Annotated in this window: 12 protein-coding genes; 6 read left to right on the forward strand and 6 right to left on the reverse strand. The window is 53.2% G+C overall.

The window, feature by feature from the left end:
* Positions 1-136 precede the first annotated feature (136 nt).
* The 4 genes from ACO08I_RS11790 to ACO08I_RS11805 all read left to right on the forward strand — a co-directional run bounded on the left by ACO08I_RS11790 (position 137) and on the right by ACO08I_RS11805 (position 8,044).
* Positions 137-739, forward strand: coding sequence for a T9SS type A sorting domain-containing protein (locus tag ACO08I_RS11790; protein ID WP_421949408.1), 603 nt, complete (start codon positions 137-139; stop codon positions 737-739).
* Between the two features lie 205 nt (positions 740-944).
* Complete coding sequence (locus ACO08I_RS11795; RefSeq protein ID WP_421949409.1) at positions 945-2,024, forward strand: hypothetical protein; 1,080 nt, start codon at positions 945-947, stop codon at positions 2,022-2,024.
* A gap of 3 nt (positions 2,025-2,027) precedes the next feature.
* Positions 2,028-2,969 (forward strand): AAA family ATPase, encoded by a 942-nt coding sequence (locus ACO08I_RS11800; RefSeq protein WP_421949410.1) that lies wholly within the window; start codon positions 2,028-2,030, stop codon positions 2,967-2,969.
* A 2-nt stretch (positions 2,970-2,971) separates the two neighbouring features.
* On the forward strand, positions 2,972-8,044 hold the full coding sequence (locus ACO08I_RS11805) for an N-acetylmuramoyl-L-alanine amidase (RefSeq protein ID WP_421949411.1): 5,073 nt from the start codon (positions 2,972-2,974) through the stop codon (positions 8,042-8,044).
* Here ACO08I_RS11805 and ACO08I_RS11810 read toward each other — a convergent pair.
* Positions 8,041-9,855 carry an ABC transporter ATP-binding protein gene (locus ACO08I_RS11810; RefSeq protein WP_421949412.1) on the reverse strand — a complete coding sequence of 605 codons (1,815 nt, stop codon included), beginning with the start codon at positions 9,853-9,855 and terminating at the stop codon, positions 8,041-8,043. The genes ACO08I_RS11805 and ACO08I_RS11810 overlap by 4 nt on opposite strands.
* Positions 9,856-9,912: 57 nt before the next feature.
* Here ACO08I_RS11810 and ACO08I_RS11815 point away from each other — a divergent pair, with 57 nt between their 5' ends.
* Together ACO08I_RS11815 and ACO08I_RS11820 are read left to right on the forward strand one after the other, a co-directional pair.
* Positions 9,913-11,823: an AAA domain-containing protein gene (locus ACO08I_RS11815; protein ID WP_282783690.1), complete on the forward strand. Its 1,911-nt coding sequence runs from the start codon at positions 9,913-9,915 to the stop codon at positions 11,821-11,823.
* 205 nt (positions 11,824-12,028) lie between these two features.
* A complete protein-coding gene (locus ACO08I_RS11820) occupies positions 12,029-12,352 on the forward strand; it encodes an ArsR/SmtB family transcription factor (RefSeq protein WP_044221119.1) in 324 nt (107 codons plus the stop codon).
* A 79-nt stretch (positions 12,353-12,431) separates the two neighbouring features.
* Here the strand turns inward: ACO08I_RS11820 and ACO08I_RS11825 are convergent, their stop codons facing one another.
* The 5 genes from ACO08I_RS11825 to ACO08I_RS11845 all read right to left on the reverse strand — a co-directional run bounded on the left by ACO08I_RS11825 (position 12,432) and on the right by ACO08I_RS11845 (position 18,302).
* Positions 12,432-13,163 carry a lipoprotein signal peptidase gene (locus tag ACO08I_RS11825; RefSeq protein ID WP_421949413.1) on the reverse strand — a complete coding sequence of 244 codons (732 nt, stop codon included), beginning with the start codon at positions 13,161-13,163 and terminating at the stop codon, positions 12,432-12,434.
* A gap of 237 nt (positions 13,164-13,400) precedes the next feature.
* The gene (locus ACO08I_RS11830) at positions 13,401-13,772 is read right to left on the reverse strand and encodes a TraR/DksA family transcriptional regulator (RefSeq protein ID WP_044221187.1); all 372 of its coding nucleotides are present in this window, start codon (positions 13,770-13,772) and stop codon (positions 13,401-13,403) included.
* Between the two features lie 152 nt (positions 13,773-13,924).
* A complete protein-coding gene (locus tag ACO08I_RS11835) occupies positions 13,925-14,419 on the reverse strand; it encodes a hypothetical protein (protein ID WP_282783694.1) in 495 nt (164 codons plus the stop codon).
* 37 nt (positions 14,420-14,456) lie between these two features.
* Positions 14,457-16,880 carry an OmpA family protein gene (locus tag ACO08I_RS11840; RefSeq protein ID WP_421949414.1) on the reverse strand — a complete coding sequence of 808 codons (2,424 nt, stop codon included), beginning with the start codon at positions 16,878-16,880 and terminating at the stop codon, positions 14,457-14,459.
* Positions 16,881-16,973: 93 nt separating this feature from the next.
* Complete coding sequence (locus ACO08I_RS11845; RefSeq protein WP_421949415.1) at positions 16,974-18,302, reverse strand: hypothetical protein; 1,329 nt, start codon at positions 18,300-18,302, stop codon at positions 16,974-16,976.
* Between the last annotated feature and the right edge of the window lie 4 nt (positions 18,303-18,306).

Genomic DNA, 18,306 nt, shown 5'->3' on the forward strand with positions numbered 1-18,306 from the left:
GGAAGCGCCTGATTTTACCCTCACGGATATTCACGGAGAGGAACACCATTTATACGATTTACTGGATGACGGCAAATATGTCATGATCAAGCTTTACGCCTAATGGTGCGGCCCTTGCTGTTCTACTGCTCCGGCAGTGAAAGAGGTCTACGAGAACTTTGGCTGCAACTCCGGCAACCTCGTTGTCATAGGGCTGGAAGCCGATGGCACCCTGGCACAGACTGAAGCCTTTGAGAATGACTGCGGCGCTGCCGGAGGTTTCCCGGTGGTCAGTGGGCTGGACGGAGGCGCCAGCGCTGTTGTTGACCAATTCAACCCTTTGGATTTCCCTACCGTCATCCTCGTTGCCCCTGACCGTACGATCGTGGAGCAAGACATCTGGCCTTTCGAAGTCGACGGTGCTACAGCCCTTGTGGAAGGCTACGGCCCCGCACAACAGGAATGCGCACCGGTCAGCACGGCTGACGTAGCCCTGATTGCGGGTTTCGAAGCCAAAGCGCAGCCCAATCCATTTGCAGAGATGCTGAGCATTACCGGCCATACCGATACCCCGGCGCGTATACAGGTTGAAGTCCTGAACGCACTTGGGCAGATTGTACTGCAGCATGATGCCGGGCAGTGGACAGCCGGTGAACATACCACTAGGATCTCTGCAGAACAGCTTCCTAAAGGACAGTATTTCGTGCATCTTCTTGCGGATGGTGTGCCTGCTGCAACGCTTAATGTGCAGAAACAATAACTGATATGATACCATGCGCCAGGCTTTGAACTGGCGCATGGTAAGTTCACCCCCCGCTATCCTGCGTGTATTTACAATTCCTGTCCCGTTTCCACAGTGTTCCGACAACTACCGCTTTTTACAATTTATTTTTCCTTACATTTGAAAAGCGAAGCTTCACCCGGAGGCTTCCCAAAGCGGCACCATACAAACACTAAAACCCTGCATGCGGTACAGCCCTGAAGAAATCGAAGGTTTCGAGGGCCAGCTGGATTTGCTGGTCCGGAAGCTCAACTTCATGAAAAGTGAGCTGGGGCGTACTATTGACCCAAACGCAAAGTTTGCCATAACGGAAGAAATTACCCAGCTGGAAGGGCAAATCTCTGATCTCAAGGGCAAACTCAGCGCTGCTCATGGCCTGCCCGTTGCAAATCAAAAGGAACGGCTTGCCGAGGCTATCCGTCAGCTCAATATGGATGAGGAAGAGGAAATCGGGCTGCTCCACCTTGTGAATTGCGACCGCCATCAGATGGTAGACAAATTCTGGAACGCCTTTGATGAGAAGGAAGAAGAGCACTTTCAGTTTTACTTCATTACCGGCTGCCCCACGCAGATGCCGCCCAGTTTTGCAGAGCGTATGGTGTATGAGCTTTTGGTGGAAGAGCTGGATGGAGAAAGCGATGCTCTCCACATTCTCACCCAGGAAGATAGTGGGCGCCTCCGCATTCAGGACCTCCCGCTCGGCCGTAATACCCGCAAAAGCCAGCAACGCTTCAAAGCTTACGTACAGGAACGCTTTCGCTTTGCAGACACGCAGTCGTTTGATACTTTCATCGAGACAGGCGTGCCCAATCTGCCCTACGACTACGTGGCCGTCGTTTTCGAACTGCACGAACGCAAATGGAGCAGTTTCCTGCCCGAATACCTGGAGTGGATGATTGAGACCTTCAAAAATCCGAATAAACAGGTCCCTAAATTCTTATTCTTCTTCGTGTTTTATGTCGATGGGCAGCACCTCGGCGGGCTTAAAAGTGAACAGAAGTCCATACTCACCGCCCTGAGCGAGCTGACCGTCCGCCATGAGACCACCCTGCTCACGCCCCTGCTGCCTGTAGAGGACGGCGACCTGAGGGCCTGGCTGATGGACCTGGGGGAGCGCAACCCCAATCAGGTGCAATCGGTGATCGATGCGATGGTAGCCGGGCTGCGGGAAGAAGACCAACTGCTGTTTCGAGACAAGCAGCAGTTCAATATGAAAGATATCGAAGAGCTTCAGGCTCTGATTCATAACATTGCAAATGAATAGGCTATGAGTTTCCATCTTTACGGTGCGGAAGGGCAAAAGGCACTGCCGCCCATAACCCTGAACGAACGGGTCAACGACCCGGCTTTATACCTGCCCGCACCCGGACTGGTCAGTGCAGTCAATGTAGCGCTCAACCTGGGGCTGCCGCTACTGCTCACCGGAGAGCCAGGCACGGGCAAGACCCAACTGGCCTATCACATCGCGCACTACTTTTCCCTGGGAGAAGTTCTGGTGTTCAATGCTCAGACCACCTCTTCCGCCAAAGACCTGTTCTACCGGTATGATGCTCTGGGGCACTTCCAGCACAGCCAAACCCAATCCGAAGCACTGAGCCCTGATGAAATCGAACGCCGGTATGTTCGGTACCAGGCTCTAGGTGCAGCCATCCGGAGCGAACAACGCCGCCTCGTGCTGATCGACGAAGTGGACAAAGCGCCCCGCGACCTGCCCAACGACATCCTCGCGGCCCTGGAACGCCTGGAGTTCGATGTACCGGAGATCGATAAAAGCTATGCCACAAGCAAAGACAACCGCCCTATCATCATCATGACCTCCAACTCGGAGAAAAACCTGCCGGAACCCTTCCTGCGCCGGGTTGCCTTTTACCATATTGACTTTCCTACTGCCCGGGAGCTCCTCCAAATTCTCCAGCGGAAAGTAGAAGGCTATGATGGGCAGGAAGGCGCAGGCAAGCTACAGGCCATCATCGACCACTTTGAGCATATCCGCTCCCGGACCTCCGTCAAGTTACGGAAAGACCCCGCTACAGCAGAACTCATACAATGGGCCGCCCTACTTCATAAGCTCGGCTTTGAGGTCCGGCAGCTCAGCGATCCGGGAAGCCTGTCAGAAAAAGCCCGTGCCGATCTGAAGCTTTCTTACTGTGTGCTGGCCAAAAACAAGGATGACCTTGACCAATTGTACCGCATGATTGACCAAGCTTAAGGATGGAAAGGGGATTCACATATCGCCTCGTAGCCGACCTGATACAGACCCTGGAAACAGAAGGGTACCAAATCGGGACCGGACAATACCTTCGGGTGCAGGAATTGCTGCGTCAGTTGCCCGATGGTATGCCCGCTGAGGAGTTGATGTACGCCCTCGGCCCACTCTTTGTGCAAACCCCACAGCAACAAGATCAATTTTACCGGCTTTTTCAACAGGCACGGGACCGGACAGAGGCTTATTTCCGTGCGATTGACCAAGCTCAGAATACAACGGAGGAGATCCCCCTACTCCAACGCCGCCCCCGGAAGCTGCAGTGGCTTCTTGTGGCATTGGCCCTACTGTTAGTTGTGCCCCCTGTTATCGTTATCGGACTGTACTACCTGAAGGAGAGCACGCGCCCGTATGAGCGTATTTTTACCGTCAATGCAGGGGCATCTGCCAGCAGCTGTATACCGGACTCTGTTCTTCAGGAACACATAGGCAGTATAGACACCTTTGAGGTCCTCTTCGCGGGCCGGAAGGGGCAGGCATTGGGCAGCTTCATGCTCGACCGTAACTGTCTGGACTACATCGCCCGGGACTCTGTAAACGGGCAGGACTCTATCGTCATTCGCTACCTGAATGGCAACCGCAAACTACTGGTCAATTTCCGCCCGGTTATCGAGGGTTACGCTGCTCCTCCTGCACCTGCTAACCGGAAAGACCCCGGGAAGCCCTATAAGCCTGAGCCAAGCTCCCCAACTCGTGCTGTACAATCCGAATGGGCTAATATCAGCCCTCCCTTTAACCATGACCTTTTTGCATACAGTGTGGAAGCCCCAAGCTGGCTACAGCAGCAACTGGCGCGGTACGAAGACCTCATCCGCATCGGCGGTTACATCCTGGCTTATGCATTTTTGATAGCACTGTTGCTCTACCGGTTCAGGCGCCGGCAAAGCCAGCAAATAGCACTGGACAGTGACAAGCCGCCCTATGTATGGCATATTCGCATCCCTGAAGTAGAACACCTCCAATTTGGGCCAGCATTTCAGCGGCTCCTGAACCGCCTGCGGCAGCGGACACGGGGCGGTGCCTATCAGCTCGATGTGCCCGGTACGATTCGGGCGACCATTCAGAAAGCCGGTATGGCAGACTTTCAATACCGGCAGCAAACCCGGCAGCCAGAGTATTTACTGCTTATTGACCAGCAGTCTGCCCGCAATCACAGAGCCCGGTTATTCGACTATATCTTCCGCACCTTCCGGGCAAACGAGGTTCTGGCCGAACGCTTCTTCTACGATGGTGACCCCAGGATATGCTACAACAAGCAATACCCCGATGGGATCACGCTCACCGACCTGCAACAGCAATTTGGATCTGCGCGGCTCTTCATCATTGGGCAGGGGCAGTCGATGCTCAACAAAATGACGGGTAAGCTTGCTGCCTGGACGACGGTACTGGAAGGATGGAAAAACCGCGCCCTGTTTACTCCAAAACCCTACGATAACTGGGGCAGAAAGGAACGTCGCCTGAGTCAGCGCTTCATCGTACTCCCACTGGAACTGGAAAGCCTGGAGATTTTACTCGAAGCTTCAGAAAACGACGAAGCCCCCACAGCTGAGGCTTGGCAAAACCGGCTGGCAGGGCAGCTGCGCCCTCCGGTTCAAATGGAAGGGCCCCTGCTGGATACGCTAAAGCGCCATTATCCTCAGCCGATGCTCGAATGGATTGCTGCCTGTGCCCTCTTCCCAACTTTACACTGGCATCTGACGCTTTACCTTGGCCGCTACCTGTCTACTGCAGAAGCCCCATTGCTTACCTACACCAACATACAGGAACTCTGCCGGCTACCCTGGTTCGTAGAAGGGAGCATCCCGGACAACGCCCGGCTGCAACTCACGCAGTGGCTGCAAACGGAGCACCCTGCCCTGCTACGCGCACTGAGGACCGAGCTCAATGATGTACTCCGCCGCTATGCGCCACCGGCCGGCAGTGCAGCATTTGAAGAACATCAGTTGCACACTGCACTCAACGAATACCTTTCCCTGGGGCGCTCCGCCCGCAGGGACCAGCTTAGCCAGGAAATCGCTACCCTGATGGAAGCCGGCAACCCACTGGACGAAGTGGCTGCAGCACAGCTTAAGGCCCGACAGCCCAAATGGTCTGCCAAACTTTCAGATAAATGGAAAGAACGGCTGTACTGGCAGGGGTTGCCAGCATTGGGACTGAAGCACCTTTGGCGGGAAATGCGCTGGTTTATACCTGCCCTGTTTTTTGTGGCCGGCTTATCCCAAATGCCCTGGAATTTAAGCCTCAGCCCCTGCGAGGGTGCACTTGTTGCACTAAAATCTAAAGGGGCCAGTGACTTCGTATGTCTGAATGAGCGTGCCGCCTGGCAGCTTTTCCTGGAAGCACGTGCCCGGCAGCAGATTCAAACCACCCAGGACCCCATTTCCGCTATTTCCGCTGTTAGCCGTTCCCTGAGTTGCAGCCGCGGCCTTTCGGTGCTTGAGGTAGCCCGGGAAGACCAAACCAGTACCGCCCATAGTTGGGAATGGTACTTCCCAGAGCCCGGTGCCTCCCTTAACAGCAGCTGGGGCAGAGTCTCGACTTTCAGAGACTCTTTAATGATCACCCTTGATGCAGCCCCTGGCATTGACACACTGGACCAGGAACTTCGCGCCAACCTCGCCGTTTTGCTCTATAATAAAGGTGCTGAAATAGCCCGGCAAACGCCTGACAGCCTTTCGGGAGATGGCTCAGCCTGTACCTATTTTGCCGCAGCGCTGGCTATAGATAGCGTCCACTTGCCCAGGGAGATCATGCAACAGTGGTGCGAAGGACAAGCTGGGTTTAGCCCGGAATGCCGAATCCTGGGCAAAAACATTGCTTTCCGCTCCCGCCCTGTCAGTGATGCCAAGCTGGAGGAAATCATGAGGCGGTTTCAAAACAATCAGGGAGATACGGAGCTCAATACCGATTGGGCACTCTTTCAGGCACCGGCTGGCACAAGGGCTACCCTACTGGAAGAGCGGGCACTGGGTTACTGGGCTGTCATTCGGGGCATTCCCGGCTATCTGCCGAAGTTTCCGGAAGAGGACAGCCTCCTGATCCCCTGTGAGACCCGCTACCGGTACGTTCAGGGGCAGGTCCTCGACGGCACAAAACAGAGCGCAGCTCCACTTAGTGGTGTAATGGTACTTACAGATCAGTATACTGCCATTACCGATGGGGAGGGCAATTTTACACTGGAAATCCCTAACAGGCTGGCAAAGCCCGGCCAGCTGGTCTTCTACCAGAAGGTTGGATACCAGCCCGACACCATCGCTTCAGATCTTTCTCTGGAGCGCATCCCCAGTGTGCAACTTTATCCCGATGCTGATTATCTGGATACCAGTGCAGTGTACTCTGTTTCCTTTGTACTTCAAAATCTTTCAGATGGCAGCCCATTGAGTGATGTTGCCGTGCGGCTTATACAGCCAGACACCCTGGTGGGGCTGACTGGCCCAAACGGCAGATTAGACCTCTATGTGCCGAGGCCCGCCCTGGCCCGGAATGAGCGTGTAGCTTTTCAGTTTCAAAAAGAGGGCTTCCAGAGCAATCAGACCACCCTTAGCTTCCAGGAACTGGAAAAGGAAGCGGTGTTCCAAAAAATCGTAGTCCTAAAGCCCGAAGGGAATATTCCTGTGCAGCAGGATATTCCTCAGCAAACCGTAGAAGCCAGCACAGGCTCAAGATACCTGTGGTGCCTCAACCGAATCAGCCAGGACTACTACTCTCCCACCTTTGATGATGGCCGCACCCGTTTGGACGGACAAGAGATCATCACGGACCTGCTCAACCGGATCAAAGCCGGCCTCGAACAAAACAACATTTCTTATTTTGAGGTCAATCCTATCGGCAAACGACCTACGGAAGGCGAGCAGGTACAGCGGATCAATGCCCAGCCAGGAAATAAACTGGTGCTGACCTTTAGCTTTGGTTTCACCGGATCAGTCAGCAACCCAGCCTGGGCTACTCAGGACAAGGGCGGCATCAGTGCCCGTATCAACAGCAGCGAAAGCAGTGCTCGCCTGGCGGCCATTTTCATGGAGGCCATCATGCGGCAAACCAGCCTGCGCAATGCCAACCTGGCCACCGCCCCGGAGTCACCTTCCCCGCTTTTGAATGGGCTGCAGGTACCTGTAGCGATCTTTCAAAATGGCTTTCTGACTAACCGGGAAAATGCCACTTTGCTGGTCCAGCCGGCTTTCAGGCAGGAACTGGCCAATGCCTATCTCAGTGCTATATACGCTATCGAGAGCAGCGGTTTGGCCAAAACCCCTGCCCCCTATATCGAAAACCGGGATGCAGACGACGATGGTATTGAAAACCGGCTTGACCGTTGCCCCTTTGAACCCGGCGAAGGGGCCAGCGATGGCTGCCCGGTAGAAAAAACAGACCAGGAAGCACTCGAAGCCACACTGAGAAAAGCAACAGGCATCTGGGAGGAACGGAAAAATACACCACAGAATTTCAACACTACCGGTACTATTTTCCCTGAGATTGGGGTACGGGGGCGATACGGCATTCTCAAAACACTCATTAACCCCGCTGCACTTGAGACGCTTATCGGCGAGCCTGTTTACCTGAGCGGCCCACATAACGGAGCCGATATTAACTTCAACGCTGAAGATGCTTTTGGATACTACAATCCTGCTTTTCTAACCAAACTCACGGACTACCTGAACATGGCTGCCCAAAACCAGGCTCTCCAACGGCAACTTCAACCGCTGTACAACCGGGAATTCAGACAAGTCATGCGTACCTTTTTCCAGACTCATCAGACCGGCACTAGTCAGGAGCAGTTGAAAAGGCCGTTCCTGGAATTGCTGCGCAGTGTAACCAAAGAGCGCAAAAGTATAGCCGTCAATCGTTTTTTCCTGGACAATTTCCGCAACCTGCCGGGTGAGGGAGACTCCCTTGAAAAAATGATGGCCACCCGTTTTTGGTTCCGCCGTTCCATTGATGGTACGGATGAGGAATTCTATAATCTGATGCTGCTGACACTGCAAACTTTTGATCCGGATTTCCTGTACAGACAGACGAATTAATCATACCCCTGCGCCTGCAGGTGGAAAAGCTCAGCGTACTTGCCATCCTTTGCAATCAGCTCCTCGTGGCTGCCAAGCTCCAGCAATTGGCCGTGCTCCAGAAAAAGGATACGGTCGGCCATTCGGACCGTCGAGAACCGGTGAGAGATGATGACCGCAGCTTTGCCTTCAATGAGCTCAGAAAACCGCTGAAAGACCTCATGTTCCGCCCGGGCATCAAGGGCAGCCGTGGGTTCATCGAGAATAAGCAGCTGTGCGTCCCGCATGTAAGCGCGTGCCAGAGCGATTTTCTGCCACTGCCCGCCACTGAGGTCGACACCTTTGGCAAAACGCTTGCCCAGAATTTGGTCGTACCGCTCGGGGAGAGTGTCCACTACTGTATCAGCGAGGCTTTTGTGTGCTGCCTCTTCAATGGCCAGGCTATCCTCTAAGGCACCAATATTGCCGATAGCGATATTCTCACCTGCTTTAAGCTGAAACCGGATATAATCCTGAAAAATGATGCCGATGTTGTTGCGCAACTCCAGCAGGCTATACTCCCGAATATCCACACCATCAATCAAAATACGCCCCTCCGTGGGCTCGTAAAGCCGGGCCAATAGCTTTACCAGAGTAGTCTTTCCTGCGCCATTCTCCCCCACCAAAGCCAGCTTCTCCCCTGGCCGGAGCTGAAAAGACAGGTTCCGAATGGCCCAGTGCTCACTATTCGGGTACTTGAAACTGACATGCTCAAACACAAAGCCCTCCTGAATAGCCGCCGGAAATGGCAAACTATCCGGGGCGGAAGTGATGGTGGGCTCAATCTCAAAAAACTCAAACAAGTCCTGCAGGTACATTGCTCCTTCCGCAATACGGGAAAAGCGGTTCATAATGCCCTGCAGCCGGTTGCGCATCCGTTCGAAAGACCCGGCCAGGAACGTCAACGTACCTACTGTTATGATGCCGCCTACGGCTTGGGTGATGATGAAAACGTAGGCCCCGTAATACGATAAAGTACCTATAGCCGAAAGTCCACTGCCCCAGGCGGCCCGCCGAATGGCAATCTTGCGGTTGGCGTGATAGTACCGGTCAGACAAATCAGCAAAGCGGCGGGTGATGAAACCCGATAGGTTGAAAATTTTCACCTCCTTAGCCATTTGGTCGCTGGCACCGATGTAGCGCAGGTAGTCCAGCTCACGCCGTTCGGGTGTCCAGCTACGGGTAAGGGAATACGTGCGCTGATTGAAGTGCGTTTCCCCAAGGAAGGAAGGGATGACCGCCACGATTAGGATCAGGATCAGCCAGGCATTAAAGGCGATAAGCCCTCCGGCAAGGAACAGGACGGTAACGATATCCTGCATTTGGGTGAGCACCTGCGACATGAGCACGGTACGTCCGGTAGTCTGCCTTCTGGCCCGCTCCATTTTATCGTAAAACTCGGCCTGCTCAAACTGATAGAGATCAAGCCGTGCCGCATGCTCAATAAGCTCCACGGAAGTCCGGTTGGCAAACAAGTCGCCCAGCAGGCTGTCCAGCAGGGTAATGCCTCGGTTCATGAGGTCAGAAACGATGGCTAGGGCAAATTCCAGGCCCACCATCGTCCAGAGGTAAGTGGTATCTGTACTTTCACCATCGATCAGCAGTAATATGGTGTCAATAATTTCTTTGCCTACGTATAGGACGAGCAGCGGCACTGCCGATTTCAGTAACCGTAGCAGTGCGTTGGCCAGTGTCATACCCGGGCTGGCTTTCCAGATCAGCCGGAAAAAGCGCGGCAAATTGCGCAATGCTTCGAATTGCTCCCGAAAACTTCGTTTTTTGTCGTCTGCCATATTTCTATGAACCCACAACACCTATATTAGTTGTACACCCAAGACTAACCACCAATCATGGCTAAAGCACTGGAAGAATTCGACCGCCTGGCAGAACTGCTGCAACTGGAAAAAGAGGAGGACCTGGAACAGTTTAAATCCCGGATTCAACGCCTGCCTCTTACCGAAAGACGCGATAATGGCTACGCCTGGTACCCGGTACAGGTGATGAAAACCGGCTACACCTACGGCGACCGGGCCTACGTGACCATCTCCAGAGAAACTGCCGAAGACACGCCTCACCATTTCCGGGCCGGCATGGTAGTCAATTTTTTCACCCAACAGGCCGGAGCCAACAAGCCGGAGCGCAGCGGCGTGGTCAACTATGTGAATAAAAACCGTATGCAGATCATCCTCAACAGCAAGGACTTTCCGGACTGGATTGGGATGGGGCTGATCGGGGTGGACCTCCTCTTTGACGACCGCACCTATAAAGAGATGGAAAAAGCCCTGAAAACGGTGCAGGAAGCAAAGAAAGGCCGGCTGCCGGAACTTCGCAATATTTTGCTGGGCATTGAGCCGCCCCGCTTTGCCCCCGTCAATGAGCCATTTATCCATCCTCAACTCAACGACTCCCAAAACCGGGCTATTACTCAGATACTGGCGGCACAGGATGTAACAGTGGTGCATGGCCCTCCCGGTACAGGCAAGACCACCACACTCATACAAGCTGTAAAGCGGCTTTCCGAGCAGGAACACAACATCCTGGTGACCGCGCCCAGCAATACCGCTGTAGATCTCTTGGTGGAGCGCATCGCGGCGGAGGGGCTCAATGTTACCCGTATCGGCAATATATCGCGCGTAGACGAGGCGGTAATCCGGCACACGCTGGAAATGAAACTCGCCGACCATCCTGAGGCCAAGAACATCAAAAAGGTAAAGGTGCAGGCCGCCGAAGCCCGCCGCAACGCTCAAAAATACAAGCGACGGTTCGGGCCGGAAGAACGAGCCGAGCGCCACCAATACTATCAGGAAGCCCGGGAGCTTTCCGCCTGGGCAAGGCAACTTGAAGACCGGCTGATTGAGCAAATCCTTGATGGCTCTCAGGTCATCGCGGCCACGCTTGTAGGCACTTCTAATGACATTCTCTACAGCCGGAATTTCCGGACCGTCTTCATTGATGAAGCCGCACAGGCACTTGAGCCCGCTACCTGGATCCCTATTGCCCGGGCTTCCCGCGTGATTTTCATGGGCGACCCCTTTCAGCTACCGCCCACCGTCAAATCACAGGAAGCGGCACGAAAAGGCTTTGGGGTGACATTGATAGAAAAGCTGCTCGACCGCCTTCCCGAAGTCAACCTCCTCAACGTGCAGTACCGCATGAATGAGCACATCATGGCTTTCTCTAATAAGGTCTTTTACAATGGGCAATTGCAAGCCGCACCCGAAGTAAAGAGCCATCGGATAGACGCTGATGCCGACCATCCACTGATTTTTATTGATACGGCCGGTTGTGGGTTTGACGAAAAAACACATCCCAAATACAAAAGCCGTTACAATCCGGAAGAGTTCCTGATTCTGCGGGAACACCTTTATCAGCTCAGGGATGCCTTTCATCCGGAGGCACTACCTTCAGTCGCCATCATTTCCCCCTATCGCGAACAGGTGGTGCATATGGAGCGAATGATTGAGGAGGACCCATCGCTGGAAAACCTTGCTCTGACCATCAATACTATTGATGGATTTCAGGGTCAGGAGCGGGATGTGGTTTATATTTCGCTGGTACGCTCCAATGCTAAAGGAGAGATTGGCTTCCTAAAGGATTACCGGCGGATGAACGTAGCCATGACCCGGGCGAAAAAGCAATTAATCATCGTAGGCGACAGCGCAACCATAGGCGGAGACCGCTTTTACGCAGATTTTTTAACCTATTGCGAGCAGCAGGGACTGTACCAAACGGCATGGGAATACATGAGAACGGCAGGTTGAATCTCAGAAAGTGGTCGGTTTTTCACAGAGAACGGTATCTTTTTTTGAGAAAGCGGTGTTTTTTTGACGTATTTTCTTGCTAAAGATAATAAAAAAATGCATATTTGCATAAGTGATACGCGTTAAACTCTTGTAAAACTGCGTGTTACAGCAGCAACTCCAACTGAGAGTGCTATCTAAACTACATACTTCAAGAAAACCTACTATGAGAAAAACAAAAGTGAGCGTACACCATGAGCGCTTGCAGGTATCATCTGAGATCCTGCGTGCCATTGCTCATCCGTTACGCATGAAAATCCTGGAATTCATTGACCGCAACACCGAGATCAACGTGAACAAAATCTACAACACGCTTGGCCTTGAGCAGTCTATTACCTCACAGCACCTCCGCATCCTCCGCCTTGCCGGGCTTGTAGATACAGAGCGGGATGGAAAGTACGTCCACTACAGCATCAACTATGAGAAAGTAGGTGGGACGGTTGAAGGCGTCAAGCGCTTTCTGGAAAAGTCCAGGGTGCTGCAAAAGTAAAGTTGGCTTCCAGGCAACAGTCCAGGACCAAATGAGACCACGCAATTGTTGTGTGGTCTTATTTTTTTGCCCGTATGCCTTATACCGGAGATGAGCCTTCAGCCTGCTGCGGATGATCGCGGTCAACATCCTTGGTTGCAGCTTCCTCGTCCTGCATATCAGAGGCTACTTCCGCGCCAGACACGGACTGTTCTTCAGACATTTCCTGAAAGAAGCTGCGCTGAAAAATCAGAATATTGATCACACCTAGTGTGATCGCCGTATCCGCAATATTAAAAACCGGCTTAAAAAACATCACTCTTTCTCCGCCCCAAAAAGGCACCCACTCAGGAAGCACACCATTGACAAGCGGGAAGTAAAGCATATCCACCACTTTGCCGTGCAGGAACCCGGCGTATCCGCCTCCTTCCGGAAATAGTTCAGCTACCCCTCCGTGAAAATGACTGGCAGAAAAGATTAGCCCGTAGAAAGCACTATCGAGGATATTGCCCAATGCCCCGGCTAAGATAAGGGCAAAACTAACCATTAGCCCGAGAGAAGCACCGGATTTAACCAGTAAGCGCAGGTAATAGACCAGAAAGGCTACAGCCAGAATACGAAAGAGGCTTAAAGCCAGCTTTCCATATTCACCGCCCAGGGAAAGCCCGAAAGCCATGCCATTATTCTCTACAAAGTGGATACGAGCCCAGTCGAGCCCGAACATTGCGAATTCCTCTCCGTACTCCATATGGGTTTTGATCCAAATCTTCAGCGACTGATCGATAACAAGGACCAGGAGTACGACAAAAACAATAACGGCTGATTTCTTCAAGGTACTGCTGTTTCAGTTTGTTCTGCAAATATACCAAAGGTGAACACAGGTTGTACAAAACCTGCACGCTACCAGACAAACCTGTCACCGTTTTGGCATGGGCGGGGCTTAAAATTTCAGTCCAATCGGATTAATAACGCCCGTATGGATTTTTAGGTTTGCAGTAAATTGTAAAAAAGCCCTCTTCTGCATTATTGCAAAAGAGGACTTTTCGGGGCGTGGAGCGCAAGAGGTAATTTACCGGCTCTTTTTCGCATCTATACTAAGCGTGGCATGAGGTACAGCCCGGAGCCGCTCTTTTGAGATCAGCTTACCGGTTTCGCGGCAAACGCCGTATACTTTATTTTGAATGCGGATCAGTGCATTATCCAAATGCTGAATGAGTTTGCGCTGCCGCGATGCCATGCTGGTAAGCCGTTCGTTTTCAGCAGTGCCGATGCCATCGTCAAGCCCTTTGACTTTTGCATCCGGGTTATCCGCCATTTCAGATAGCTGATCGAGATAGAAGTCCAGTTCCTTTCTGGCTTTATCCAGTTTTCCCTGGATAAGCACGCGAAATTCTTCCAGCTCTTCATCCGAATAGCGTGTTTTTTCTGCGTTTTGATTCATAGCAAGTTGCAGTTTAATATGAAGCACATTAATACCCGGCTGAGCCTTACTTCTGCCTACATTGAGGGACAGCCAGAACAATTATTTCTCTAAAACACGGTGCAAAAGTACGAATAATTAAATTAAATTCCCACGCTAACATATTATTTGCCCTACCCGGAAAAGTCCGGCTCATACCCCGTCAGGCAATCAATAATGGTCTTTAAGCTCACAAAGAGGGCTTCCTGCCCCTCCCGGGAAACCAGGGCCAGAGCATCTTCTTCGTCCTGAGTCAGCGCATCTTCTGCAAAAGCCAGCAGGTCCTCCTGAGGGTAGCCCTCGAAGAAGGGGTCAAGGCGGGACCGGAAGTTTCCGCCTTTGTTGCCATGCATTACAGCCCAGTTGGCTTCCTCCACTTCGCTGAGGTGTTTTTCGTCAATAACGGGCGGGAGCGCCTCTTTTCGGACGGCATGCCAAACTACCAGCATCAGAAACAGAAAGTACTCACGCTCTTCCGCTGTGAACGCCTCGAAGTTTTCTGTAAAAGGATAGGCAAACAATACGGGCTGCTCCTGCTGCATGGCCTCCAGCCCCTGCGCGTAGGCATCAGACTTTCCCTCCAGTTCGGCTACCGCCTGATCAATCGCGTCTTCAGGTATAAACTGCATACAAGGTTGGTTTTAGCGTGCCCACACGGGCACCCTTTCAATTTTTGCCAATGATACGTATTTCGAGACGTTCGGAAAAGGCCGGGTTGGGTTTTGGGAAAGCTTTTCCATAACCCTTACCGTGCAGGCGCGTGGCATCAATGCCATTCCCAACTAAAAAACTTACCACTACCTGAGCCCGCTGCCGGGTCAGTTCAAGTGCTTTGGCATAGGAATGAGGCTCGCCAATGTGCGCGCCAACCTCTGCTATGAGATCCGGATGCTGATTGAGAAAAGACAGCAAACGGTTGAGTTCGGGATAAGCCCCCGGCTTCAGACGATCTGTACCAGTCTCAAAATGCACGCTGTTAAGTGCAATATTCTGGCCTATTTCTGCCGGGATTAAGGTGAGGTTTTGGCTGACCTCCTGATAGGCTGCAGGAGCCGATGATGAAACCGGTACAAGAGCAGGCACTGCATCAGGATCGTCATTAACGGGCGGCACGGGTTCTGTGGATAGTTGCTGTGCCACTTTGCGGTCGAGCTTTTGCTGCACCATTGCCCGTTCCAGTTTTTTGACCTGATACCTTCCGTCTATTTCAACCAGCCCTTCCACTTTTTCTTCCAGATGCGGGGCCAGAGCTTCTGCCACTTCATCTTCCATTGCAGCTTTCAACCCTTCCAGTACCTGAGCCTCCCATGGTTCTGGTTCTTGTCCAGCAGGCTGAAATGCACCTTTGGCTGTCCAGTCCGGGGGTAAGGCATCGGCAGAGGTCAGCCCTTCCTTAATTTGAGCTTGCAGCTGCCGGGCCTTTTGCTCCAGCGAGGCACGCTCCGATTCCGTCAAAGCCGGGCTGGGCTCCACCTTAACAGGTATTTCCATTTCCTGTATCAGCCGCTTTTCCACTTCAGGGATCAATTCCTGTTCCAGCTCTGCTTTGGCCTGATCCTGAAGCTCTTCGAAGGTTGGTTGGTCTTCCCAAAGGTGGCGTTCTCCTTCGGCTGTTTCCTGTTCCGCCTCCTGCAGGGACTTCTCATGCACGTAAAATCGCTTAAACCGTGCTTGCATATCTTCCAGCTCCCGTTCGGCAGCAGCAGCCTCATCGTAGCCATCGTCCGGTAAGGTATCCTGATGCGCCACAACTTCTGTAAAATACCGGTACCGGTGACGCAGGGCCTCAATTTCGGGGTCCGAAGGCGGAGGCAAATCCAGTCCGTATTGCTGAGCCCGGACTTCAGCCAGTGCCTCCTGCCGCATCCGTTTAAGCTCCAGCAACTCATTATCCAGCTTATCCAGGTGCAGGTGAAGGGCCCGGATATCTGCCTCTTCCTCTGACATTACAACGGCAGAGCCATTCGATACCATAGCGTTGGCAGACAAGTCTTCTCCAAGAGCTTCTATCGGCTGCGCCACGGGGAAATAGCCGGGTAATTCCGCAAAAACCACTCCTTTTTCAGTGGCAGGAAGCAGGAGGCTGTAGGTCCCGTCTGCATCAACTTCTGCAACCTGTACTATCTTCCCGGCTTTTGTATCCTCAAGGCGCACCTCCACTTCTCCTGCCAAACTGAAGCGGTCAACCTGCACCTCGCCTTTGATCAGGCGCAATGCTTCAGGCCGGAGTGGTTCAGGCAACGTCATTTGAAAAATATCCATATCTCTGCCTACGGGGCGGCGTGCAATAAAAGCCTCTGTTCCGGAAGCCGGAACGCTGATGAACAACTCATCAGCTTTGGTATTGATTTCCTGGCCAAGGTTGACCGGTTCCGTCCAATTATTCCAGCCACCTCCTTTTCGCCTGGTCATATACAGATCGTAGCCGCCTTTGCCGCCAGCGCGATTGGAGGAAAAATAAAGGGTCCGGTTATCCGGAGCGAGATAGGCACTCTGCTCATCTGCAGGGCTGTTAATGGTCTTCGGCAGGACTATGGGAGCACTCCAGGCGGCTGCATCCGTCCGGGTGCTCAGGTAAAGGTCTTTATGGGCAGGGTGCCCCTTTTGCGGCAGCACGCAGATCATATGGTGATTGTCCTGAGCGATCTGAAAAAAAGCTTCCGGTACACTTGCGTGGCCGCCCTCAAGGTGGTGCGTATCTGACAGGCTCCAAAGCCGGCCAGCCTCCCGGTACCGGCGCAGCTGACCTTTTCCGGCAGCATAAACCAACAGCTGCCTTGCGGAAGTATTCAGGCTCAGAGGCCACTCGGCTCCTCTGGTGTTGACAGGAGCGCCAACGTTCACCGGTTTGGACCAGATGCCGCTACCTGAACGGTAGGTGACCCAAACGTCGCTGGCGTTTTGCTCGCCCCGGTTCCTCGGGTGCCCAAAGCGGGCGAAGTACAGGGCATCGCCCTGCATATTAACGACCGGGTAAAGTTCGTCGTAAGTGGTATTAACAACCTCCTGCAGCGTACCCTGTGCGGTGGCAGGAATCACACAGCGGCCCAAAAGAAGCAGGAATAGCAGTGGCAGGAAGGGCTTTCTCATAATTTAGTGTATAAGCAGAACTTAAAAGAAATCGGCCGAAAACGACTTGTACACTCCTTATGACGATAAAACACACAAAAGTAATGCCCGGTTTCAAAGCATTTCCTCCGCTTCGCCAAAAGCCGAGGGTGGCGGCCCCTGAAGTTGAATAATCCGACTACTGTCCAGAACGGAAAGGGCCCGGAGCGATTCGCCTGTCCATTCTCCAAAAACGGTAACCTCCTGATGCCCTCCTACGGCCAAAAGTACCCACTCATGGGCGTCCTCTGCCTGCACTGGTATTTCCATGCCCCGGGCATCAAGCAGTACCACCTTCCCTGATTGCCAAACCGCCCGGATCTGCCCCAGCAATACCGGAAAGCCGGAAAGCCATGGATTCTTAGACAGTGCCTGCGCATAGGCTTCCAGCATTTCCTGCCCATGCTCTGTTATGGGGATTGCATCCATAGGCTGCCGGTAGGGCTGTACCCTTTTCAATAAGGCCCGCAACGGATAGGTACCCAGATAGTAAACGAGCTCCCCCTGCAGGGCACTGCCCAAGACCCAATGCCCCTCAAAACGTTCGTTTCCCCACGCAAAGTCCAAAATAAGTGCAAACCGGCCGGTCTGCTCCCCTACCAGCCAGGTACGGCGGTAACGAAGCTTTTCTTCCTCTCCCTCCACCAGTCCGATCACCAGCCATCGGTCTGAGACAGCCGGCCCTTCCAGTACCTCTTCCTTTTTCAAATTGACGCCTCCGTAGGACAGCAGTTCTACCTGCATGGCCTGGGGCAGCCCCTCTAACTGACGGAAGCTTTGCACGAACAGATAAAGCTCAGACAAAGCGCCTAGTAATTTACCATGCCACTGTTCTTCTTCCATCAGCTTTGGGAAGCTGCGAATGCGGCGGGCGACACTCCCTAGTTTAGCGTCCACCATACGGGCTGCTATGCGTTCCCAGAAATCTGGCCCTGCCCCTTCAAGGCTGGAAAGCCCCTGCCGGATGACATCACGAAGCCATTGATCCAGCTCTTCCACGCCTGACTTCATCTCCACAATACGCTTGTGCAGGCGGGCTTCGCGTTCGCTGGTATCTGCTACGGCAGACTTTCGGGCCTCCGGCTGCCGGATCGCATCGCGAACCCAGCCCGGGCGCTCATCGGCGGGTGTGATCTGATCATTTTTGCGAAGGAAGAAAAGCAACAGGGAAAGTACGTGCTGACAGGGGCGGTACCGGTTTTTGCAGGTACAATGGAAGGCTTTCCCGTCGAGAGTTACCATGACCGGGTAGGTGAGCTCACCTGTAGACTTGCAAATGCCCCAAAGGGCATCGCCATCGGAAGCTACGTTTTCCCACTTTCGCCCGTAGAAGAGTGCCCGTGCCCGGTTCAGGACGAGGGTATTCGGTGCGTACGCTTGCAGGGTGGCGTAGGTCCAGCTCACATTG

Source organism: Phaeodactylibacter xiamenensis, assembly GCF_965229835.1.
In the GTDB taxonomy this organism is placed as follows: domain Bacteria; phylum Bacteroidota; class Bacteroidia; order Chitinophagales; family Saprospiraceae; genus Phaeodactylibacter; species Phaeodactylibacter xiamenensis.